The organism is Mycolicibacterium anyangense (assembly GCF_010731855.1).
Taxonomy (GTDB): Bacteria; Actinomycetota; Actinomycetes; order Mycobacteriales; family Mycobacteriaceae; genus Mycobacterium; species Mycobacterium anyangense.
Genome location: NZ_AP022620.1, coordinates 1,016,253 through 1,038,880, shown reverse-complemented (window position 1 = coordinate 1,038,880; position 22,628 = coordinate 1,016,253). Strand labels below are relative to the sequence as shown.

The window sequence follows — 22,628 nt, the reverse complement described above, 5'->3', positions numbered from 1 at the left end:
TCAGGCGAGGTAGGCAACCTCGTCGCGCAACTTCTCCCCTGCGCGCCGGACCGATGCGAAATCTGGTCCGGCGCGCAGTATTTCGCGGGACACGGCAGGCAGCAGCTGACCCGCCCGGGCGGCACCGAGACCGCCGAGCGCCTCCGGTCGGCCACCCTGGGCGCCCACTCCGGGCACCAGCACAGGGCCGCCGAGGTCGCTGAGGTCGGGCACCTCGGCCAGCGTGGCGCCGACAACCACGCCCACCGACCCGGGCTGCGGTAGCGCCGCCCGGTTGACGGCCGCGGCCTCGTCGACGATCGACTGCGCCACGCTGCGGTCCCCGGCACGTGCCAATTGCACGCTGGCGCCTTCGGGATTGGAGGTGGCGGCCAGGACGAATACGCCCCGACCGTTGGCCGCGGCGACATCGAGAAGCGGTTGCAGCGACCCGAATCCGAGATACGGCGAGGCGGTGACGGCATCGGCGGCCAACGGCCCGTCGCCGGCCCAGGCCTGTGCGTAGGCGGCCATCGTCGACCCGATGTCACCACGCTTGGCGTCGGCGAGCACCAGCACACCGTCGTCCTGCAGCGCCGCGATAGTGCGCTCCAGGACGGCGAAACCCGCTGAGCCGTAGGCCTCGAAGAATGCCACCTGAGGTTTGGCGACGGCGAATCCCGAGTAAGCCTGGACGCAGATGTCACAGAACCGGGCCAGCCCGTCGACGCTCACCGGCAGATCCCAGGCCCGCAACAGCTCCGGGTGCGGGTCGATGCCCACACAGAGTGGGCCGCGTGTGGCGATCGCCGCGGCCAGCCTGGCCCCGAAACCGTCAGTCATGGCTCAGCGCGGCATGCAACTCCTGCAGGGAGCGCACATCGATGTCACCGCGGATGCCCGCCTCGATGCCCTGCACAGCCGCCGAGGCACCCTGCACCGTGGTGATGCACGGGATGTTCATCGACACAGCCGCCGAGCGGATCTCGTAGCCGTCGATACGGGGTCCGGAGTTGCCGTACGGGGTGTTGATCACCATGTTGACGCCACCGGCCAGGATCGCGTCGATGGCTGAGATGGCCGGCTTGCCCTCACCGGGCTCCTCGAAATGCTTGCGCACCACATCGCAGGGAATTCCGTTGCGCCGCAACATCTCAGCGGTACCCTCGGTTGCCAGCACGCGGAAGCCGAGATCGGCCAGCCGCTTGACCGGGAACACCAGGGACCGCTTGTCGCGGTTGGCGACCGAGACGAAGACCGTGCCGTCGCTCGGCAGCGAGCCGTAGGCGGCCGTCTGGCTCTTGGCGAAGGCACTGCCGAAGTCGTGGTCGATACCCATGACCTCACCGGTCGACTTCATCTCCGGCCCGAGCAGCGAGTCGATGCCCGAGCCGTCGGCCCGGCGGAACCGGTGGAACGGCAGGACCGCCTCCTTGACGGCGATCGGCGCGTTGGGCGCCGGGGTGGCGCCGTCGCCGGTGCGCGCCAGGACACCTTCAGCACGCAGCTGGGAAATGCTGGCGCCCAGCATGACTCGGGCGCAGGCCTTGGCCAGCGGCACCGCGGTGGCCTTGGAGACGAACGGGACGGTACGGCTGGCACGCGGGTTGGCCTCCAGCACGTAGAGCACGTCGTCCTTGAGTGCGTACTGGACGTTGAGCAGGCCGACCACACCCACACCGTGGGCGATGGCCTCCGTCGCCTTGCGCACCGCTTCGATATCGCTGCGGCCCAATGTGACCGGCGGCAGCGCGCACGCGGAGTCACCGGAGTGGATACCGGCCTCCTCGATGTGCTCCATCACCCCGCCGAGGTAGACCTCGGTGCCGTCGCAGAGGGCGTCGACGTCGATCTCGATGGCGTCTTCGAGGAATCGATCCACCAGCACCGGATGCTCCGGGGACAGCTGGGTGGCCCGGGTGATGTAGCCGTGCAGGGTCTGCTCGTCATAGACGATCTCCATGCCGCGCCCGCCCAGGACGTAGGACGGCCGGACCAGCACCGGGTAGCCGATCCGGGCGGCGATGTCGCGGGCCTGCTCGAAACTGGTGGCGGTGCCGAACTTCGGCGCGGGTAGACCCGCGTTGGTCAGCACCTGGCCGAACCGGCCGCGATCCTCGGCCAGGTCGATCGCCTCGGGGCGGGTCCCGACGATCGGCACTCCGGCATCGGCCAGCCGCTTGGCCAGCCCGAGCGGTGTCTGGCCGCCCAGCTGCACGATCACGCCGACGACGCCCGGACCGCCGTGCCCGGACTGCGATTCGGCGTGGTAGACCTCCAGCACGTCCTCGAAGGTCAGCGGCTCGAAGTACAGCCGGTCGGCGGTGTCGTAGTCGGTGGACACCGTCTCGGGGTTGCAGTTGACCATCACCGTCTCGAAGCCGGCTTCGGTCAGCGTGGTCGCCGCATGCACGCAGCTGTAGTCGAACTCGATGCCCTGGCCGATCCGGTTGGGCCCCGAGCCAAGGATGAGCACCTTGGGTTTGTCGGTCTGCGGGGCCACCTCGGTCTCGGCCGCCGGGTCGAGTTCGTAACTGGAGTAGTGATACGGCGTCTTGGCTTCGAACTCGGCCGCGCAGGTGTCGACGGTCTTGAACACCGGGTGGATCCCCAGGCGCTGACGCAGCGCACGCACGCCGGTCTCGCCGGCCAATTCCGGCCGCAGCGAGGAGATCTGGCGGTCCGACAGACCGCTGTGCTTGGCGCGGCGCAGCAGGTCCTCGTCGAGCACAGGGGCGTCGATCAGCTCGTGGCGCAACGCCACCAGACCGTTGATCTGCTCGACGAACCACGGGTCGACGCCCGAGGCCTGCGCGACCTCCTCGACACTGGCGCCCAGCCGCAGCGCCAGTTCGATGTCGTAGAGCCGGCCCTCGGTCGGTGTGCGCAGCCGGTCCAGCACGTCGGATACCCAGCCGTCGTCGTCGGGCTGCGTCCAGAATCCGGCCTTGGTGGTCTCCAGCGAGCGCATCACCTTGCCGAGCGCTTCGATAAAGTTGCGACCCAACGACATCGCTTCGCCCACCGACTTCATCGTGGTGGTCAGCGTCGGGTCCGCGCCGGGGAATTTCTCGAAGGCGAATCGCGGGGCCTTGACCACCACGTAGTCCAGCGTCGGCTCGAAGCAGGCCGGGGTTTCCTTGGTGATGTCGTTGACGATCTCGTCGAGGGTGTAGCCGATCGCCAGCTTGGCGGCGATCTTGGCGATCGGGAATCCGGTCGCCTTCGACGCCAGCGCACTGGACCGCGATACCCGCGGGTTCATCTCGATGACGATCAGGCGACCGTCCCTGGGGTCCACCGCGAACTGGATGTTGCAGCCGCCGGTATCCACGCCGACCTCACGCAGGATCGCGATACCGAGGTCGCGCATGGTCTGGTATTCCCGGTCGGTCAGCGTCATCGCCGGGGCCACGGTGACCGAGTCACCGGTGTGCACACCCATCGGGTCGACGTTCTCGATCGAGCAGACCACCACGACGTTGTCGCGACCGTCGCGCATCAGCTCGAGCTCGTATTCCTTCCATCCGTAGATGGACTCCTCGATGAGCACGTTCGCCGACGGCGAGGCGGCCAGCCCGTCCCCCGCCATGCGTTCGACGTCGTCGAGCGAATGCGCCATGCCCGAGCCCAGGCCGCCCATGGTGAACGACGGCCGCACCACCACCGGCAGACCCAGCTCACCGACGGTCTCGCGGACCTCGTCCATGGTGTAGCAGACTCGCGACTTCGCCGACTCCCCACCGACTTTGGCGACGATGTCCTTGAACTTCTGCCGGTCCTCGCCGCGCTGGATGGCCTCGAAGTCCGCGCCGATGAGTTCGACGCCGTAGCGTTCCAGCGCACCGTTCTCGTAGAGCGCGACCGCGGTGTTCAACGCCGTCTGACCGCCGAGGGTGGCCAGCAGTGCGTCGATCCGATTGCCGCGGGCGGCCTGCTGGGCGAACACCTTCTCCACGAACGCGGGAGTGATCGGCTCGACGTAGGTGTAGTCGGCGTACTCGGGGTCGGTCATGATCGTCGCCGGATTGGAGTTCACCAGGCTGACGGTCAGCCCCTCCGAGCGCAGCACCCGGCAGGCCTGGGTGCCCGAGTAGTCGAACTCGCAAGCCTGACCGATGACGATCGGCCCGGAGCCGATGACGAGGACGTGGTTGAGGTCGGTACGGCGTGGCATCTAGTGCTTCCTGCCTTCCATCAAGGCGGCGAACTGGTCGAACAGGTAGTTGGCGTCGTGCGGGCCGGCCGCGGCCTCCGGGTGGTACTGCACCGAGAAAGCGCTGCCGTCAACGAGTTTGATGCCTTCGACCACACCGTCATTGGCACAGGTATGGCTGACGACGGCTTGGCCGAAGTCGGTGTCGAAGACCTCGCCGGCCTCGCCCTCGAGGGCGAACCCGTGGTTCTGCGCCGTGATGGCCACCGCACCGGTGGTGTGGTCGATCACCGGTACGTTGATACCGCGGTGACCGAACGTCATCTTGTAGGTGGACCGACCCAGCGCGCGGCCCAGGATCTGGTTGCCGAAGCAGATGCCGAACAGCGGCGTCCCCGAACCCAGCACCTCCCGGGTGACGCCGACGACGTGGTCGGCGGTGGCCGGGTCGCCGGGGCCGTTGGACAGGAACACCCCGTCGGGCTTGAGGTCGGCGATCTGCTCGAAGGTGGCGCTCGACGGCAGCACGTGGGTGCGGATACCGCGCAGTGCAAAGTTGCGTGGCGTGTTGGTCTTGATGCCCAGATCCAGCGCGACCACGGTGAACCGGTGCGCGCCTTCGGGTTCCACGACGTAGCTATCGTCGGTGCTGACCTCACCGGCCAGATCGGCGCCGAGCATGGCGGGCTGGCTGCGCACCCGGCGCAGTAATTCGTCGGCGTCGGCCAAGGCCGGACCGGAGAACACGCCGGCCTTCATCGAGCCCTGGGTGCGCAGGTGCCGCACCACCGCGCGGGTGTCGACGCCGGCGATCCCGACGATGCGCTGCCGGCTGAGTTCGTCGTCGAGGCTACCGGTGGCCCGCCAGTTCGACGCCCGTGGCGACGGGTCGCGCACGACGTAGCCGGCCACCCAGATCTTGTCGCCGCGGCTTTCGCCGTCCTCGTGGTTCCAGCCGGTGTTGCCGATCTGCGGGGCGGTGGCCACCACGATCTGACGGTGGTAGCTCGGGTCGGTCAACGTCTCCTGGTAGCCGGACATGCCGGTGGAGAACACCGCCTCCCCCAGCGTCTCACCGACCGCACCGAACTGGGTTCCGGTGTAGATCCGCCCGTCCTCCAGCACGAGATGGGCTTTACCCGTCACGCTGCCTCTCCTGTCCATCTGGCGTATTCGCTGCGGTCGTCGCCGCGGAAGCCGGTGTCGATTTCGGTACCCGATGGCAGCCGCCACCGGATCGTGAGAATGCCTGCGGGCGAACCGCTGCCACCCGGGATGACCTTTCCGGCCATCGCCCGCTCGGTGCGGATCGCAGTGATCGCATCCTGCGGGATCCAGATCGGGGTGGCACCGGAACGTTCCAGCAGGATGCCCTCGGGATAGCGGGTCAGCACCGCCTTGGACCGGTAGCCCACATCGCCGACGGTGATGCGCTCCAGCCAGTTCGGGGCGAGCGTGCTGCCGACGTAGAGACCCCGGGTCGGGGGTACGGTGGCCGCGCCGAGCATGTCGGGCATCGGCGGGAATTCGCCGAGCAGCTCGCACTGCCGCGCGCCGCGACGCTCCCAACCCTTGATCATCCGGCGAATGAGGGCACCGATGATGACGACGATGAGGAACGCGAAGAGGTAGGTCGCCACCGCCGTTCCGGTATTCACAGGGCCGGGCTCTTCCCGTCCCGCGCGGTGACCTTGCCCCGCAGCAGGGTGGCGGTGACCGTGGCCGGCAGTGTCATGGCGGCATACGGGGTGTTGGCCGACCGGCTGGCCAGCTCGGCACCCTCGACCACCCAGGACGCGTCCGGGTCGACGATCACCAGGTTGGCCGGCTCCCCCACTTCCAGCGGGCGGCCCTGGTCGTCGAGGCCGACGATGCGGGCCGGGTTCTCACTCATCACCCGTGCCACTCCGCGCCAGTCCAGCAGGCCGGACCGCACCATGGTGTCCACCACCACCGAGAGCGCGGTCTGCAGCCCCAGCATGCCCGGGCGGGCGACGGAGAACTCGCAGCACTTCTCGTGCTCGGCGTGCGGCGCGTGATCGGTGGCCACACAGTCGATGACGCCGTCGGCCAGCGCCTGGCGCAGCGCCGCCGCGTCGGAGGCCTCCCGCAGCGGCGGGTTGACCCGGTTCACCCCGTCATAGCTGGACAGCCGACTGTCATCGAGCATCAGATGATGGGGCGTCACTTCGGCGGTGATCGAAATACCTTGCTGCTTGGCCCATTTCAGCAGCTCTACCGTGCCCGCCGTGGAGGCGTGGCAGATGTGCACCCGGGCACCGGCGTCGCGGGCCAGCAGCGCGTCGCGGGCCACGATCGACTCCTCGGCCGCCCGCGGCCAGCCGGCCAGGCCCAGCCGGGCGGCATTCGGGCCCTCGTGCGCCACGGCGCCGACGGTCAACCTCGGCTCCTCAGCGTGCTGGGCAATCAGCACCCCGAGACCGGTGGCGTACTCGAGGGCCCGGCGCATCACCAGCGGGTCCTCGACGCACACACCGTCATCGGAGAACATCTTGACCTGGGCCAGTCCAGCGGCCATCCGGCCCATCTCGGTGAGTTGCTTACCCTTCAAGCCCACCGTCACCGCACCCACCGGGTGCACGTCGACCAGGCCGACCTGCTGCCCGCGCCGCCACACGTGGTCGGTGACCACCGGGCTGTCGGCCACCGGATCGGTATTGGCCATCGCGAACACCGCGGTAAATCCACCCAGAGCTGCTGCAGCAGAGCCAGTTTCGATGTCCTCGGTGTACTCGCGGCCGGGCTCGCGCAAATGGGTGTGCAGGTCCACGAGACCCGGCAGCAGCACCTGACCGGTGGCGTCGATGACGTCGGCGTCGGCGGGGATCTCGAGTCCGGCACCGATCTTCGCGATCTGCCCGTCGGACACCAGGACGTCGACCTGGTCGCCTTCGCCGTAGAGCCGAACGCCGGTGATCACCACTACCGGACTCATACCGTCACCGCCTCATCCGTGCCGACCAGCAGATGGAAGAGCACCGCCATCCGCACGTGCACACCATTGGAAACCTGTTGCAGCACCGCCGATTGCGACGAGTCGGCCACGGCGAAGGAGATCTCCATGCCGCGCAGCATCGGGCCGGGGTGCATCACCACCGCATGGCCGGGCAGCAGCGCCTGGCGCTTGTCGGACAGGCCGTAGCGAATCGAGTACTCCCGCTCGGAGGGGAAGAAGCCGCCGTTCATGCGCTCGGCCTGCACCCGCAGCATCATCACCGCGTCGGCGCCGGGCAGTTCGGCATCCAGATCGTGTGACACCGTCACCGGCCACTGCGACACCCCCACCGGCAGCAGCGTCGGGGGCGATACCAGCACCACCTCGGCGCCCAGGGTGTGCAGCAACGTCACGTTGGAGCGCGCCACCCGGCTGTGCAGGATGTCGCCGACGATCACCACCCGGCGGCCCTCGATGTCGCCGAGCCGCTGACGCAGGGTCAGCGCGTCCAGCAGCGCCTGGGTGGGGTGCTCGTGGGTGCCGTCACCGGCGTTGATCACGCTGGGGCCGGTGCCGTCGGGCTCCAGCGTCCACTGCGCCAGTTGCTGGGCGGCCCCGGAGGCCGGGTGCCGGATGATCAGCGCGTCGGCACCTGCGGCGCGCAGGGTCAGCGCGGTGTCGCGCAGCGATTCCCCTTTGGACACCGACGAACCCGATGCGCTGACGTTGATCACGTCGGCGCTCATCCACTTGCCCGCCACCTCGAACGACACCCGGGTGCGGGTGGAGTTCTCGTAGAACATCGTGATGATGGTGCGCCCGCGCAGGGTCGGCAGCTTCTTGACCTCGCGCCCCAGCAGGGCCTGTCGGAACCGGTCGGCGTTGTCGAGGATGGCGACGGCTTCGTCGCGGGTGAGGTCGGCCGCGGACAGCAGATGCCTGGTGCTCATCTCGCGGGACCTCCGTGCGGTGCGATCCAGATACCTTCGACGCCGTCGTCCTCGGTGAGCCGTACCTTGACGTTCTCGCTGCGGGAGGTGGGGACGTTCTTGCCGACGTAGTCGGCCCGCAGCGGCAGTTCCCGGTGGCCGCGGTCGACGAGTACCGCCAGTTGGACTGCCGTGGGCCTGCCGATATCGCGCAGCGCATCCAGTGCCGAGCGCACCGAGCGCCCGGTGTAGAGCACGTCGTCGACGAGGATCACCAGCGCGTGGTCGATGCCGCCGGCCGGAATGGAGGTCTCCTCCAGCGCGCGGGGCGGCTTGAAGTCGAGGTCGTCCCGGTAGAGCGTGATGTCCAGGCCGCCGCAGGCGACGCTGACGCCGGAGAATTCGTGGATCTTGGCCGCCAGCCGATTGGCCAGGGTGACACCGCGGGTCGGGATGCCGAGCAGCACGATGCGGGGCGCGTCGGGCCCGTCCAGGGCGGTTTTCTCGATGATCTGATGGGCGATGCGGGAGACCGTCCTGCCGACATCGGCGGCGGACATCAATTCCCGGTCGGTGGAGCCCACGAGCTGACCAGACCTCCTTCTCCGCCTCTCTGGACGGATCGTTAAAGGATGTCGAACTGTCGGGCAGCTTAGCACCCATTCGCCGCGACAGCCGCCGCAGCGGGCCCAGTAGACTTCCTCCGATGACTCTCGCGGACAACCGCACCTCCATCGCCCAGGCCGTGGATGCCGGCGTTCTGGCAGGTGCCGTCACCCTGGTCTGGCAGCGCGGAAACATCCTGCAGGTCAACGAGATCGGGTCACGCGATGTCGAAGCGAAGCTGCCGATGCAGCGGGACACCATCTTCCGCATCGCCTCGATGACCAAACCGGTCACCGTGGCCGCGGCGCTGTCGCTGGCGCAGGAGGGCAAGCTCACACTGAACGATCCGGTCAGTCGGTGGCTGCCCGAACTGGCCGACATGCAGGTTCTCGTCGATCCGACCGGGCCGCTGGATCGCACCGTGCCGGCCCGTCGGCCGATCACCGTCGACGACCTGATGACGCACCGCAGCGGACTGGCGTACGTGTTCTCGGTCGCCGGTCCGCTCTCGCAGGCCTATGGCCGGGTGTCGCTGCGCCAGGACCAGGACCATTGGCTGGCCGAGGTGGCGGCGCTGCCGCTGGTGCATCAGCCCGGCGACCGGCTCACCTACAGCCACGCCACCGATGTGCTGGGCATCCTGGTGTCGCGGATCGAGGGCAAGCCACTGCACACCGTGCTCACCGAGCGGGTGTTCGGCCCGCTGGGCATGGTCGACACCGGGTTCTTCATCTCCCCCGACAAGCGCGCCAGGGCCGCCACGATGTACCGGCTCGATGACGAGTCCGGCCTGCAGCACGACGCGATGGGACCGATACCGGTCATCGAACCCCGGTTCTGTCAGGGCGGCGCCAGCCTGCTGACGACCGTCGACGACTATCTGCGCTTTGCCCGCATGTTGTTGGGCGGCGGCGAAGTGGACGGGGTGCGGGTCCTGTCGCAGGACTCCGTTGCGCTGATGCGGACCGATCGGCTGACCGCGGAGCAGAAGCAGTTCCCGTTCCTGGGACTTCCGTTCTGGATGGGCCGCGGCTTCGGCCTGAATCTGTCGGTGGTGACCGACCCGGTGAAATCCGGGCCACTGTACGGCCCCGGCGGACTGGGCACGTTCAGCTGGCCCGGCGCCTATGGGACGTGGTGGCAGGCGGATCCGGCCAACGACCTGATCCTGATCTATCTGATCCAGAACTACCCGAACATGAGCTCGCCGGGGGCCGCGGTGGCCGGCAACACGTCGCTGGCCAAACTGCAGTCGGTTCAGCCGAAGTTCGTGCGCCGCACCTACGGCGCGCTGGGCCTGTAGATCAGCGGCGGTACACCTGCAGCTCCGTCGAATCGGGGGACGGGCGGTTGACCTGGAGGCCGGCTTCCTCGGCGATCACCGCCGCGGCCGCCCAATCATGTTCGGCGAGATCGGGTTCGACGAATCCGTCCAGTGCTCCCTCGGCGACGGCGCAGATGGCCAGCGCCGCCGACCCCAGAATCCGGGCGTCGGTGTAGCCGGCCATGTGTCCCGCGGCGGCGGCGAACTGCTGCGCCCGCACATCAGCCGAGTACGAGTACCCCATCCCGAGCAGGCGCGCGCCCGGCTCGACCGCCGGGCCGGTGAGCCTGCGCACACCGTTGGGCTCGGCGAGCCAGGCTCCGCCGCCCCGATGCGCGAAGTAGGTCTTGGCCAGCGCCGGGGCGACGACGGCACCGGCGAGCCACCGGCCGTCGGCGTCGGCGACTCCGACGCAGGTCGCGTAGTACGGGATCGCTCGGGTGAAGTTCGTGGTGCCGTCGAGGGGGTCGATGGACCACCGGACCGCGGCGCGGCGCCGATCGGGTCCGGTGCTCGGCAATTCCTCGCCGGTCACCTCGTCGTCCGGCCGACGTGCCTCGATGACCGCGCGCACGGCGCGTTCGGCGGCCACGTCGACGTCGGTCACCAGATTGCCGTCCTCCCCCTTGGTGGTGATCTGCAGCGCGCCACGCGCACCGGCGGCCAGCACGTCGGCGCCCCGCTGGGCGGCCGCCAGCGCGACGTCGAGGAGTTCGGCGGTCAGCTCGGCCGAGACGGGGGCGGCGGTCATGACGCGATCCGCATGCCGCGGGCGAGGTCGAAGACATGCAGGCCGCCGGTGCGCACCGACATCGACACCGGCGCACCTTCGGTCAGCGAGCCCAGGCTGGCGATGTCCAGGACGCTGACCAGGGTGACACCGGGTACCTCCACCGCGACGATGGCCCGCGGACCCAGGTGCTCGATCAGGGCGATCCGCCCGGTCGGTGCCGGCGAGCCGGTGCCGCCCGCGGGGGTCACGACGAGGTCCTCGGGACGGAAGCCGACCGTCACCGGCTCGGACCGGCGGGTCACCGCATCCCCCACCGGGAGCACCAGGCCGTCGGCCGAGCGCAGCGCGGCATCCTCGATGACACCGGGGACGAGGTTCATCCTGGGGCTGCCGACGAATCCGGCGACGAAGGTGCTGGCCGGTTTGGTGTAGACCTCCAGCGGCGCCCCCTGCTGGGCGATCCGTCCCTCGCTCATCACCACCATCCGGTCCGAGAGCGTCATCGCCTCCTCCTGGTCGTGGGTGACGTACAGCGAGGTGATGCCCAGCCGGCGCTGGATGCGCAGCAGTTCGGTGCGGGTCTCGACCCGCAGCTTGGCGTCGAGATTGCTCAGCGGCTCGTCGAAGAGGAACACCGCGGGTTCGCGGATGATCGCCCGGCCGATTGCGACGCGTTGTTGCTGACCGCCGCTGAGATCCTTGGGTTTCCGGGTCAGCGCCGCGGTCAGGCCGAGGGTGGCCGCCACGGCCGCCGCACGCTCCCTGGCTTCTTTCTTGGCAATTTTCTTCGCACGCAACGGGAATGCGATGTTCTGCTCGACGGTCAGATGCGGGTAGAGCGCATAGTTCTGGAACACCATCGCGATATCGCGATCCTTGGGTTCCAGCGCCGTGACGTCGGTGTCGCCGATCCGGATGGCGCCCGAGGTGACGGGCTCCAGACCGGCCAGCATCCGCAGCGACGTGGACTTGCCGCAGCCGGACGGGCCGACCAGGACGGTGAAGGATCCGTCCGGGATCTCCAGATCGAGGTCGTGGACGATGCCGACCTCGCCGTAGGACTTGTTCACTGCACTGAAGGTGACGGTAGCCATGGTCTGTGCTTGTGCTCCTGACGTGCTCTAGGACTTGACCGCGCCGCCGCTGATGCCCTGGACCAGGCGGCGCTGAACGAAGAAACTGGCGATGACGACGGGGACCACCGCGATGAGGATGGCGGCGCACATCGAGCCGATCTGTACACCGCGGAACGTGTTGAACCCCGCGATGGCCACCGGCAGGATCTTCGCGTTGCCCGGTGCCAGGATCAGCCCGTAGAACATGTCGTTCCAGGACAGCGTGAACCCGAAGATCGCCGAAGCCCCGATACCGGGCAGCACCTGTGGCAACACCACCAACAGGAAGGCGCCGAACCGGCCCAACCCATCGACCCGGGCCTGCTCCTCGATGGACTTGGGCACCGCTTCGAAGAAGCCGATCAGGAACCAGGTGACCACGGGGGCGACAAAGCTCAGATGCGCGAACACCACCGGCACCAGGCTGTCCTGCAGGCGTAGCGCATACGCCATGGTCAGGAACGGGAACACCAGCACCGCAGGCGGGATCATCTGTGCGGCAAGCAGTCCGAACCGGGTGGCGGTCCCGCCGGCGCGGTACCGGGTGATCGCGTAGGCACCCATGCAGCCCACCACCAGGCTGATCGCCACGCTGATGAAGGCGACCACGAAGCTGCGTGCCGCCGCGTCGAGGATGCCCGACGACAACACCGACCGCCAGCTGTCCAGGTTCGGGGTGAAGAACAGCAGTCCTGGATCATTCAGCTGCACAGGGGTTTTGAAGCTGGCCAGGATGATCCAGGCGATCGGCATCACGACCACCACGACACCGACCCACAGCACGACGATCCGGGCCAGGGTGTACCCCTTCACGCCGCTCATGCCTCGCGGTTCCTCTCCAGCATCCGGAAGGTGATCACCACGGCGGTCAGGACCACGGCCAGCACCACGAACGCCATCGAGGCTGCGCTGCCGAGCCGGAAGAACTGGACGCCGGTCTGATACGTGTAGTACTGCAGGGTCTGGGTTTCGGTGCCGGGACCGCCCTTGGTCGTCGCGTAGACGTACTCGAACACCTTCATGGCGTCCAGCGCCCGCAACAGCACGGCCACCGCGAGCACCGGCCGCAGCAGTGGCAGGATGACCCGCCGGAAGACGTACCACGGTGGCGCGCCGTCCACCCGGGCCGCCTCCAGCGGCTGCTTGGGGATGGACTCCAGACCGGCCAGCAGCAGCAACACCATGAACGGTGTCCACTGCCACACGTCGATGAGGGCCAGGGTGTAGAGGGCGTGACCGGAGCCCAGGAAGTCGATATCGATGCCGAACTTCTTGAGCAGGAACGGGATTGCACCGAGCTGGTCGTTGAGCAGGAAGCGGAACGTCAGACCGACGGCGACCGGGGTGATGAACATGGGGGCCAGCAACATGGCGCGGGTGACGTCGCGGGCCCACTTTTGGCGTTGCAGGGCCATCGCGAGCACCAGGCCGATCACCAGCTCCAGCGACACCGCCACCAGCACGTAGGTCGCGGTGGTGCCGAAGGCCCGCCAGAAGTCGGCGTTGGTCAGGGTGTTGACGTAGTTCGTGACACCGACGAATCGGGGCGCCCGCCGGTCGGTGAGCTTGTAGTCGGTGGCGCTGAGGTAGAGCGCATAGATGAGGGGAAATCCGACGACCGCGACGAAAAGCGCCAACAGTGGACTCAACATCCCGTACTTGAACCTGGTCATGTCGTGTCCCCTCTCGTCGTGGTCGTCGTCGCGGTCGCCGGATTCACTCCTCGGTCAGCCCCGGGTCTTCTCCGCGGCGGCCTGCGCGTCGCGCAGTGCGTCGTCGACGCTCTTGGTGCCGGCGACGGCCTCGTTGAGCTCGGTTCCCACCGCCTGGATCATCTCCTCGGCGTTGGTCTGGTTACTGAGCGGCTTGGCCTTGGACAGGATGTCTTTGACCACGGCGTAGTAGTCGGCACCGAACCCGTCGGCGAGCACCTTGGGATCCTGGGTGCTGCTGTCGCGAATGACCGCACCGCCCTTGATGACCCGCTCGAGGTCAATCGGCTTGGAGGTCAGCCAGGACGCGAATGCCCATGCGGCGTCGGCGTTCCCGGAGTTCTGCGGGACCGCCCAGCTCCACGAGCCCAGGACGTCGACGCCGCCGGGCATCGCGGTGAGCTTGAACGGCCCGACGCCGGACTTGGCGGCCGTCCCGTCAGGTGCGTTCAGCGACGGCAGGTTCCAGTTGTAGCTCACCAGCGACGCCGACTGTCCACTGGACACCGATCGGCCGGCCTCGTCGAAGCCCCAGTTCAGGCTGTTCTTCGGGGCGGCGGTGTTGTACAGGTCGACGTAGGCCGACAGCGCCTTCTTCGCCTCGGGGGTGTCCAGGGTGTACTTGCCCGAGTCGTCGTAGATCGAACCACCAGCGGCGAACAGGAAGTTCGCCCATTCCTCGAACACCTTGTAGCCCCGCTGCGGTTGCATGGCGATACCGGCGCGCTCGCCGGAGACCAGCTTCTTGGAGTTGGCCACCAGGTCATCGAGCGTCTTCGGCTCGGTCAGGCCCGCCTTCTGGTAGTCCGGCACGTTGTAGATGTAGCCGAGCGCGTAGTTGTAGAACGGCACCGCGTACCGCTTGCCGTCGACGGTGTCGATGTCGGTCAGCGGCTTGAAGAAGTCGGCATAGTCGTAGTCCGGGGTCGAATCGATGCGGGAGTCCAACGGCTGCAACCAGTTCGCAGCGACGAAGTCCTTCATCCACACGTTGTCGACGACCACGAGGTCGTAGGTGGCCTTGGGCGCCTGGAATGAGGCGACCAGCTTGTCGCGGATCTGGTCATAGGTCTGCGGTTCGATGGTGACCTTGATGTTCGGGTACTTCTTGTTGAACTCGGGGATCAACGATTTCACGATGTCGGTGTCGGGAACGTTCTCCATCAGGATGTTGACGGTTCCCGAGGTGTCGGCGGCCACCTGTCCGGTACCGGTCGCCGTCGGGGTCTGCGGCCCGCCGCTGCCTGCGCACCCCGACAGGAGGAGCACCGACGCGCCGATGGCGCCCAGACAGGATGCGGCACGCCGCAATCCTGGTGTTGTGAACTTCATGGCTTCCTCTTTCTCGTGGGTTGCTCGTGGGTTGGATGAGAGGTGGGTGGGGCTAATCCATGTAGGCGCCGCCGTTGACGGCCAGCGCTTCGCCGGTGATGAACCGGGCGTCCTCGGACAGTAGGAAGGCGACGGCATAGGCGACGTCCTCGGGCCGCTGCAGGCGGCCCAGCGGGGTGTCATCGATCCACATCTGCCGGACCTTCTCCGGGGTGGTCCCGCGAAGGGAGGCCTCCCACTGCAGTTCACGCGATTGCATGGGGGTCTCGACGAATCCGGGGCACACGCAGTTCACCGTGATGCCGTGGTCGGCGAGCTCGTAGGCCATGGCCTGGGTCAGGCCGACGACCCCGAATTTCGACGCGACATAGTCGCTCAGGTACGGCACCCGGCCCTGCTTTCCGGCCATCGACGCGGTGTTGACGATGGTGCCGCGGCGCCCCGTCCGGACCATCGCCCGTGCTGCCGCCTGGCCGCAGATGAAGACGCCCTTGAGGTTGATGTCCAACGTCAGCTGATAGTTCTCCAGTGACACGTCGAGGAACGGCACCATGAACGAGATGCCGGCGTTGCTCATCCAGGCATCGAGCCCCAACCGGTCGGCGATGTCGTCGGCGACCGTGGCGACCTGGTCGGCGTCGGTCACATCCAACCGGGTCGACTCGTGCCCCAGCCCGGCGGGATCCTCCAGCGCAGCGGCAACGGCAGCAGCGGCATCGACGTCGATATCGGTGACGATGACGCGCCAACCCCGTTGGGCCGCAACGGTAGCGATCGCCTTGCCGATGCCGGATCCGGCTCCGGTGACGACCACGGTCTTGCTCATTGACGAGTCCTTTCGGCTAGCGTGTGGGAGATGTCGGTGGTGGCGCGGCCCAGGCTGCGCCACTCCTGGTAGGCCGCGTCGTAGGTCACGACGTTGACCGGGTCGGGCAGCACCGGCTCCCCGAGGCGAATGAACTGCCGGCACTGATCCCAGCCGGCCAGCGCCCCCACCCCGACCGCGGCGATCAGCGCCGCCCCCAGGGAAGCGCCGGGATGATCGATCACCGGGTACATCGGCGCACCGAGCACCTCGGCGTGAATCTGCTTCCACAGCGTGGACTTGCTGCCCCCGTTGGTGATCGACGCGCGACGCAGCTCGATACCCAACTCGCCGAACACCTCGACGTGATGGCGGAATCCGAAGGCGATCGCCTCGAGAGTGGCGCGGTACATGTCGGCGCGGGTGGTGCCCAGATGCAGGCCCGCATAGACGCCACGCAGATCAGGATCGTGCAACGGGCTCTTCTCACCGAGGAAGTAGGGCAGGCAGAGCAGTTCGGCCGGTCGCCGCTGCTGCGCTTCGGTGTCCAGACGGATCAGGTCCTCACCACCGACGAGGCTCTGGAACCAGCGGATCAGGCTGCCGCTGGTTGCCATGCAGCCGTTGGGAAGCCAGCGCCCCGGCACCGGGTGGGCGTCCAGGTAGAGCCGCTGGTCGACGATCGGGTCGTCGCTGGCCACCAGGATGTCACCGGCCCCGCCGAGCTTCACCAACCAGTCGCCGTGTTCGTCGACACCGGCGGCAAAGGCCGACAGCACATGGTCGGCACCGCCGACGACCAGTGGTGTGGCCAGCGGCAGTCCGGTCCGTTCCGCCATCTCGGCACTCAGGTGGCCCGCCACCTGTCCCGGGCTCAGCACCGGGGCGAGCATCGCCGAATCCAGGCTCGCCGCGTCCAGCACGGCATCAAGCGGGTCACCGGCGATACGGAAGAGTCCGGACTCCAGCGCCCAGTTCTTCTCGACGTGCGGCGCGGCGCCGAGGGCGGTCAGCACCAGGTCGTAGGAGCCGAGCAAATAGGCTGTGCGGGAAAAGATCTCCGGCTCATTGCGACGTAACCACAAGGCGGTGGGCGCCACCGACTGCTGGGTGAGCGCCGCGCCGGTCAGCGCCACCAGATCGGTGTCAGCCAGGGCGGCGGACAGTTCCGCGATCTCAGCGGTGGCCCGGGCGTCGTTCTGCAGGATCGCCCTGCGCAGCGGCCGGCCCTGCGCGTCGACCGGGATGACCGCGGGCACCATGCCCGTGGTGGCGACAGCCTTGACGGCGCTGGGCGCGATTGCGGCGTCGCCAATGACTTCGGCGATCGAGCCGACGACGTTGTCCACCCACTGCGCCGGGTCGGCTTCGGCCCAACCGGGACGGTCGCTGAACAACGTTGCGGGGCGGCTGGTCTGCGCGACGATGCCACGGTCGGCGTCGAACAACACCGTCTTGGTACCCGTGGTGCCGATGTCGATGCCGATAGCGAAGTCGCTCATCGTGATTCGCCCGCCTCGGCAGTGGCACCCGACTCGCTGCGGTCAACGCAGATCACATCCACACCGAGACCGCGGGCCGCAGTCAGGGTCGGATGGTCGGGGGGGCTGTCGGTGACGATATGGCCGGCCGCGCTCAGGGGTGCCACGGTCAGCAACTGCACCCGGCCCAGTTTGGACTCGTCGGCGACCACGATGATGCGGTCGGCGGCGGCCGCTGCCGCGCGCTTGGCGCTGCCCTCGACGCGGTGATAGTCGGTCAGACCGCGGACCGGATCCACGCCCGCGATGCCCATGATGTAGGTGTCGCAGTTGTAGATCTGATAGACGGACTCGGTCTCGAAGCCGATCAGGCTGAGTTCGCCGGGGCGCAGGTTGCCTCCGGTCACGATGACCGTGGTGTCGGGCTCATCGGCGAGTTCGATCGCAGCCAGCAGGCTCGGGGTGACGATGGTCAGACCCAGCCCGCGCCCGCGGATGGCCCGCGCCACGGCCAGCACGGTGCTTCCGCTGTCCAGGATGACGGTCTCGCCGGGCTCGAGAAGATCGACTGCCGCCTGGGCGATGTGCATCTTCTCGGTGGCCGATCGCATTGCGCGGCTTTCGAAGGACGGCTCTTCGGCCTTGCGGTAGGCCGCGATCGCACCGCCGGTGACGCGCCGGACCAGACCGGAGGCCTCCAACGCGTCGACGTCGCGGCGGATGGTCATCTCGGAGACGCCGTACTCCTGCGCCAGTGCCGCGTACTCGATCTCCCCCTCGTCGAGAACACGCTGCTCGATCTGCGCACGCCGCGTCTTCGCTGACACCAGTTCGCCGCTCCTTTGTGACTGATTCACGATTTGTGAGCCTCAATGTAAGGTCTTCACGGTTCGTCCGCAACAGCCCGGGCATGATTCCCCAGAAATTGTTAATTTCTTGCAGATGCCGGTGCTGTGCGTTAGAAACAGACACACCGAACGAAAGGGAGTCAGATGGCTGATTGGGTGCACGAGGTCTTCTCGGTGAAGAAGCCCGTCATCGCGATGCTTCACCTGTCCGCGTTGCCCGGCGACCCCGGTTACGACACCCGGGCCGGCATCAGCGCGGTGGTCGACCGGGCCAAGGAGGAACTCGACGCACTCCAGCAGGGCGGCGTCGACGGCATCATGATCTCCAACGAGTTCAGCCTGCCCTACCTGACCAAGACCGAACCCATCACCGCGATCACGATGGCCCGCATCATTGGCGAACTGCTCGGCGACATCTCCATCCCCTACGGCGTCAACGTCCTGTGGGACGGCCGCGCCTCGATCGACCTCGCCGTCGCCACCGGCGCGCAGTACGTCCGGGAGATCTTCACCGGCGTCTACGCCAGCGATTTCGGGTTGTGGGACACCAACGTCGGCGAGGTCGCCCGGCACCGTGCGCGGGTCGGCGGCGCAGGGGTCCGGCTGTTCTTCAACATCGTGCCCGAGTCGGCTACCTACCTCGCCCACCGCGATCTGGAATCAATAACCCGCACAACGGTTTTCGCCACGCTGCCGGACGCCATCTGCGTCTCCGGGCTCACCGCGGGCGCACCGACGGATCTGGAGGCGCTCGCCATCGTCAAGCGCTCGGCCGGATCGGTGCCGGTGTTCGTCAACACCGGCGTCCGGGCCGAGAACGTCGCCGATCAGCTCGCGCTGGCCGACGGCGCGATCGTCGGCACGTACTTCAAGGAAGACGGCATCTTCGAAAACCGCGCCCGCCGCGAGCGGGTCGAGGAATTGATGGCCAACGCCAAAGCCGCCCGCTGACGACCGGCCGGGCGGCTAGGCCTCCGGGGCGCTGCCCCGGAGGGCCGCGGCGGCCGCCCGGATCTGCGGGGTCACCAGCATCACCTGGCCCAGCACGCCGTTGACGAAGCCCGGCGAGTCGTCGGTGGACAACTCCTTGGCCAGTTCGACCGCCTCGTCGACGGCCACCGGCTCGGGCACATCCTCGGCGTGCAGCAACTCCCACACCGCCACCCGCAGGATCGCGCGGTCGACGGCGGGAAGCCGCTCCAGCGTCCAGCCCTGCAGGTGTGAGGTGATCAGCTCATCGACATGCTCGGCATGCTCGGTGACACCGCGCGCGACCGTCACCGTGTAGGGGTTGAGCGCGGACACATCGGGATTCGACTCGGCCAGCGCGATCCGCGCGTCGGCCACCTCGGCGGCGGTCAGTCCCCGCGCCTCGGCTTCGAACAGCAGATCCACGGCACGCTTGCGCGCCTGGTGCCGACCCTTGTCGGCCTTGCGGTCCGCCATGCTAGGCGTTCACGCGGCCCAGATAGCTTCCGTCGCGGGAGTCGACCTTGAGCTTGTCGCCGGTGTTGATGAACAGCGGGACCTGAATCTCGGCGCCGGTCTCCAGCGTGGCGGGCTTGGTGCCCGCGCTCGACCGGTCACCCTGCAGGCCGGGCTCGGTGTGGCTGACCACGAGCTCGACGGTGACCGGCAACTCCAGGTACAGCGGGGCGCCCTCGTTGAAGGCGATCTGCACCGGCATCCCCTCGAGCAGGAAGCCCGCGGCACGACCCACCAGCGCCTCCGGCAGCGGATGCTGCTCGTAGTCCTCGGAGTCCATGAAGACGAAGTCGGCACCATCGCGGTAGAGGTAGGTGGCATCGCGGCGGTCGACCGTCGCGGTCTCCACCTTGACCCCGGCGTTGTAGGTCTTGTCGACAACCTTGCCGGACAGGATGTTCTTGAGCTTGGTCCGCACGAAGGCTGGGCCCTTGCCGGGTTTGACGTGCTGGAACTCGATGATCTGCCACAGCTGGCCCTCGATGTTCAGCACGAGGCCGTTCTTGAAGTCGGCAGTTGTTGCCACGGTTGGTCGTTCTCCTAGGTCAAGACGGTCAGTTCCTTGGGGAACCGGGTGATCAGCTCGGTCGTCTCGGCTCGCCGCCCAAGCGGCTCCGGTGCCCGGTCCCCGAGGACCACCAGGGTGTCCTCGATGCGGACACCACCACGGTCGGGCAGATAGACGCCTGGTTCCACGGTCACCACGGAGCCAGCAAGCAGTGTACCGGCGGCCGCGGAGTTGATTCCCGGCGCTTCGTGGATCTGCAGTCCGACGCCGTGCCCAAGCCCGTGACCGAAGTGCTCGCCATAGCCGGCGGCGGCGATGATCTGGCGCGCCGCGCGGTCCACATCGGACAGGGTGGCCCCCACCTCGAGGGCCTCCCGACCGGCCCGCTGCGCATCGGACACCAGTGCGTAGATATCCCGCTGCCAGTCGGCGATGGTGCCGAGCACGAAGGTGCGGGTCATGTCGGAGTGGTAGCCGCCGACCAGGGCACCGAAGTCGATCTTGACGAAGTCACCGGTCGCCAGCACCGCGTCGGTGGGCCGGTGGTGCGGGATCGCCGAGTTCGCCCCGGCGGCCACGATGGTCTCGAAGGACGGTCCGTCGGCGCCGTGTTCGAGCATCAGCGCCTCCAGCTCGCGGCCCACCTCCTTCTCGGTGCGCCCGGGCCGCAGTCCGCCGCGCTGCACCAGGTCGGCCAGCGCCGCGTCGGCCGCCTCGCAGGCCAGCCGCAGCAGCGCGAGCTCACCGGCGTCCTTCACCTCGCGCAGTGCCTCGACGCGGCCGGATGCGCGCACCAGTTCGGCGCCGGCGCAGTGTTCACCGAGCTCGCCGGCCAGCACGTCGAATCCGTCGACGGTCACGACGTGGCTCTCGAAACCGATCCGGCGGGCCCCGTCGGTCACCGCACGCCCGAGCAGATGCCGTCCGCAGGCCCGCTCGATCGCGGTCTCGAGATCCGGCGCCTGGCGGGCCGCCTGGGTGCGGTAGCGCGAGTCGGTGGCCAGCACCGCCGGCGTGTCGCCGGAGAACACCAGCAACGCCGCGTTGGACCCGGTGAATCCCGACAGATATCGGACGTTGACCAGGTCACTGACCAGCATCGCATCCAGTCCATCGGCGGCCAGCCGGGCAGCCAACCGTTCTCGGCGTTGGGAATGTGTCACGGTCGCCGACGGTACTCGCTACGCTGATGCCCCATGAGAAGTTGGTTGTTGCGCGGACTGGTGTTTGCCGCCGGGATGGTGGTGCTCCGCCTGGTGCAGGGGACGCTGATCAACCAGTTCCCCACCAGGGCCGGAGTGATCAGCATCGTGCTCGTCGTGCTGTTCGCCATCGCCGCGTTGATCTGGGGCCTGCTCGACGGCCGCGCCGACGCGAACGCCAACCCCGATCCGGACCGCCGCCGCGATCTGGCCATGACCTGGCTGCTGGCCGGCTTGTTCGCCGGAGTGGTCAGCGGCTTCCTCGCCTGGGTCATCTCGCTGTTCTACAAGGCGATCTACGTCGAGGGTCTGGTCGGTGAGGTGACCACCTTCGCCGCCTTCACCGCGCTCGTGGTGTTCATCCCGGCGATCGCTGCGGTCGCCATCGGCCGGTGGCGGGTCGACCGCACCCGGCCGCCCCAGACCCGCAAGCGGGTCACCGACGGCGCCGACACCGACGTCTTCGACGCGGTGCGCGACGACGACCGCACCGCCCCGGTCGCGGTCGGGTCACCTGCCGGCGACTCGGTCGACTACCCCGAGGATCACGGCAAAGCCTGACCCCTTCCTGACCGGATCACCCTGCGGGCGTCGTGAACCCCGATCAGTCGTGCAGCTCCGATCAGTGGAGCATGCTCACCTCCGCGGGCTCCATCTCGCAGTTGGCCGGGGTGCTCGGCGGTTTCCTCATCACCGCGATCGCGCTGCTGTTCGACCGCAGCAATCGCGAATCGGTGCACACCATCGCGCTGTTCTCCGCCGCGGTACTGACCCTCATGGCGGACAGCTACCTGTTCAGCATCATCTCCGGTTCGGTGGTGCCCGACGACGGTGACCGCCGCGGCATCTGCGCCATCGTCTGGACCCAGGGCGCGGTCTCGACCGGCATGCTCGCGGCTGGTACCACGGCGTTGTTCGGCGGCCTGGGCTGGATGCTGGCCAGCCATGCGGTGAGCCGCTCGGCGAATCAGCCGGACGAGGACGGCCAGGACATCGGCGATTACTGCTTTCTGGCCGATCTCGGTGGTTGGCTGACCTTCGCCTCGGCGATGGCGATGACGCTCGTATTGAGCGAAACCTCCATCGACTACCTGCACTTCATGTACGGCGAGCGACCGCCGATCTGGGTGGTCGGGATCATCACCGTCTCGGCCGCCGCCATCATCGTCCTGAACTTCGGGCTGGTCTACGTCCGGACCCGGGCACTGCGCCGCTCCATGGTGGATGTGGCGTCACCGACGCGATTGACGTTGCGCTCCATCAGGTTTGCCACCGTCAGCATGACCCTGCTGGCGATCATCGGGGCGTGGCTGACGATGAGTATCAACCGGCTCCCCAAGGACTGGCTCACCACGCCGAACGTGGCCGTGGTGGTGTTCGTGCTGGTGCTGACCTACGTCGTGCCGTCGCTGGTGTCGACGGCGATCTGCAACTCGGTGGCCAGTACCGACCAGTGA

The 22,628-nt window shown here is 67.9% G+C and carries 22 protein-coding genes; 4 read left to right on the top strand and 18 right to left on the bottom strand.

The features are described 5' to 3' along the window. The 7 genes from pyrF to pyrR are packed head-to-tail and all read right to left on the bottom strand — an operon-like array spanning window position 1 to window position 8,604. The gene (gene pyrF / locus G6N35_RS04930) at window positions 1-822 is read right to left on the bottom strand and encodes an orotidine-5'-phosphate decarboxylase (protein ID WP_163803241.1); all 822 of its coding nucleotides are present in this window, start codon (window positions 820-822) and stop codon (window positions 1-3) included. Further along, on the bottom strand, window positions 815-4,156 hold the full coding sequence (carB, locus tag G6N35_RS04925; protein WP_163803240.1) for a carbamoyl-phosphate synthase large subunit: 3,342 nt from the start codon (window positions 4,154-4,156) through the stop codon (window positions 815-817). Before carB ends, pyrF begins: the two co-directional genes overlap by 8 nt. Beyond that, a complete protein-coding gene (gene carA / locus G6N35_RS04920) occupies window positions 4,157-5,281 on the bottom strand; it encodes a glutamine-hydrolyzing carbamoyl-phosphate synthase small subunit (RefSeq protein WP_179967313.1) in 1,125 nt (374 codons plus the stop codon). Further along, window positions 5,278-5,793 (bottom strand): PH-like domain-containing protein, encoded by a 516-nt coding sequence (locus G6N35_RS04915; RefSeq protein ID WP_163803238.1) that lies wholly within the window; start codon window positions 5,791-5,793, stop codon window positions 5,278-5,280. The genes carA and G6N35_RS04915 overlap by 4 nt, the downstream gene beginning before the upstream one ends. Continuing rightward, on the bottom strand, window positions 5,790-7,091 hold the full coding sequence (locus G6N35_RS04910; RefSeq protein ID WP_163803237.1) for a dihydroorotase: 1,302 nt from the start codon (window positions 7,089-7,091) through the stop codon (window positions 5,790-5,792). Before G6N35_RS04910 ends, G6N35_RS04915 begins: the two co-directional genes overlap by 4 nt. Beyond that, a complete protein-coding gene (locus G6N35_RS04905) occupies window positions 7,088-8,041 on the bottom strand; it encodes an aspartate carbamoyltransferase catalytic subunit (RefSeq protein WP_163803236.1) in 954 nt (317 codons plus the stop codon). The genes G6N35_RS04910 and G6N35_RS04905 overlap by 4 nt, the downstream gene beginning before the upstream one ends. Further along, the gene (pyrR, locus tag G6N35_RS04900) at window positions 8,038-8,604 is read right to left on the bottom strand and encodes a bifunctional pyr operon transcriptional regulator/uracil phosphoribosyltransferase PyrR (protein WP_163803235.1); all 567 of its coding nucleotides are present in this window, start codon (window positions 8,602-8,604) and stop codon (window positions 8,038-8,040) included. The genes G6N35_RS04905 and pyrR overlap by 4 nt, the downstream gene beginning before the upstream one ends. 122 nt (window positions 8,605-8,726) lie before the next feature. Here pyrR and G6N35_RS04895 point away from each other — a divergent pair, with 122 nt between their 5' ends. Next, on the top strand, window positions 8,727-9,929 hold the full coding sequence (locus tag G6N35_RS04895) for a serine hydrolase domain-containing protein (RefSeq protein WP_163803234.1): 1,203 nt from the start codon (window positions 8,727-8,729) through the stop codon (window positions 9,927-9,929). 1 nt (window position 9,930) lies between these two features. Here the strand turns inward: G6N35_RS04895 and G6N35_RS04890 are convergent, their stop codons facing one another. From G6N35_RS04890 to G6N35_RS04855, 8 genes are all read right to left on the bottom strand, one after another. Next, window positions 9,931-10,701 carry an inositol monophosphatase family protein gene (locus tag G6N35_RS04890; RefSeq protein WP_163803233.1) on the bottom strand — a complete coding sequence of 257 codons (771 nt, stop codon included), beginning with the start codon at window positions 10,699-10,701 and terminating at the stop codon, window positions 9,931-9,933. After that, window positions 10,698-11,777: an ABC transporter ATP-binding protein gene (locus G6N35_RS04885; protein ID WP_163803232.1), complete on the bottom strand. Its 1,080-nt coding sequence runs from the start codon at window positions 11,775-11,777 to the stop codon at window positions 10,698-10,700. The genes G6N35_RS04890 and G6N35_RS04885 overlap by 4 nt, the downstream gene beginning before the upstream one ends. Before the next feature lie 27 nt (window positions 11,778-11,804). Then, a complete protein-coding gene (locus G6N35_RS04880; RefSeq protein WP_407664602.1) occupies window positions 11,805-12,551 on the bottom strand; it encodes a carbohydrate ABC transporter permease in 747 nt (248 codons plus the stop codon). 65 nt (window positions 12,552-12,616) lie between these two features. Beyond that, the gene (locus G6N35_RS04875) at window positions 12,617-13,471 is read right to left on the bottom strand and encodes a carbohydrate ABC transporter permease (protein ID WP_246224211.1); all 855 of its coding nucleotides are present in this window, start codon (window positions 13,469-13,471) and stop codon (window positions 12,617-12,619) included. Window positions 13,472-13,525: 54 nt separating this feature from the next. Continuing rightward, window positions 13,526-14,842: an ABC transporter substrate-binding protein gene (locus G6N35_RS04870; RefSeq protein ID WP_163803230.1), complete on the bottom strand. Its 1,317-nt coding sequence runs from the start codon at window positions 14,840-14,842 to the stop codon at window positions 13,526-13,528. 52 nt (window positions 14,843-14,894) lie between these two features. Then, complete coding sequence (locus G6N35_RS04865) at window positions 14,895-15,668, bottom strand: SDR family NAD(P)-dependent oxidoreductase (protein ID WP_163803229.1); 774 nt, start codon at window positions 15,666-15,668, stop codon at window positions 14,895-14,897. Beyond that, window positions 15,665-17,149 carry an FGGY-family carbohydrate kinase gene (locus G6N35_RS04860; RefSeq protein ID WP_163803228.1) on the bottom strand — a complete coding sequence of 495 codons (1,485 nt, stop codon included), beginning with the start codon at window positions 17,147-17,149 and terminating at the stop codon, window positions 15,665-15,667. Before G6N35_RS04860 ends, G6N35_RS04865 begins: the two co-directional genes overlap by 4 nt. Then, a complete protein-coding gene (locus G6N35_RS04855) occupies window positions 17,146-17,955 on the bottom strand; it encodes a DeoR/GlpR family DNA-binding transcription regulator (RefSeq protein WP_246224210.1) in 810 nt (269 codons plus the stop codon). The genes G6N35_RS04860 and G6N35_RS04855 overlap by 4 nt, the downstream gene beginning before the upstream one ends. Window positions 17,956-18,120: 165 nt before the next feature. Between G6N35_RS04855 and G6N35_RS04850 the strand changes: the two genes are divergently transcribed. Continuing rightward, window positions 18,121-18,927 (top strand): BtpA/SgcQ family protein, encoded by an 807-nt coding sequence (locus tag G6N35_RS04850; protein WP_163803227.1) that lies wholly within the window; start codon window positions 18,121-18,123, stop codon window positions 18,925-18,927. Window positions 18,928-18,942: 15 nt separating this feature from the next. Here G6N35_RS04850 and nusB read toward each other — a convergent pair whose 3' ends face one another. The 3 genes from nusB to G6N35_RS04835 are packed head-to-tail and all read right to left on the bottom strand — an operon-like array spanning window position 18,943 to window position 21,132. Further along, window positions 18,943-19,422: a transcription antitermination factor NusB gene (gene nusB, locus G6N35_RS04845; protein WP_163803226.1), complete on the bottom strand. Its 480-nt coding sequence runs from the start codon at window positions 19,420-19,422 to the stop codon at window positions 18,943-18,945. Between the two features lies 1 nt (window position 19,423). Next, complete coding sequence (efp, locus tag G6N35_RS04840) at window positions 19,424-19,987, bottom strand: elongation factor P (protein WP_163803225.1); 564 nt, start codon at window positions 19,985-19,987, stop codon at window positions 19,424-19,426. Between the two features lie 14 nt (window positions 19,988-20,001). After that, on the bottom strand, window positions 20,002-21,132 hold the full coding sequence (locus G6N35_RS04835) for a M24 family metallopeptidase (protein ID WP_163803224.1): 1,131 nt from the start codon (window positions 21,130-21,132) through the stop codon (window positions 20,002-20,004). Window positions 21,133-21,165: 33 nt separating this feature from the next. Between G6N35_RS04835 and G6N35_RS04830 the strand changes: the two genes are divergently transcribed. Both G6N35_RS04830 and G6N35_RS04825 read left to right on the top strand, forming a co-directional pair. Beyond that, entirely contained in the window at window positions 21,166-21,732 is a 567-nt protein-coding gene (locus tag G6N35_RS04830) for a B-4DMT family transporter (RefSeq protein ID WP_163803223.1), read from the top strand. 32 nt (window positions 21,733-21,764) lie between these two features. Beyond that, window positions 21,765-22,628: a hypothetical protein gene (locus tag G6N35_RS04825; protein WP_163803222.1), complete on the top strand. Its 864-nt coding sequence runs from the start codon at window positions 21,765-21,767 to the stop codon at window positions 22,626-22,628.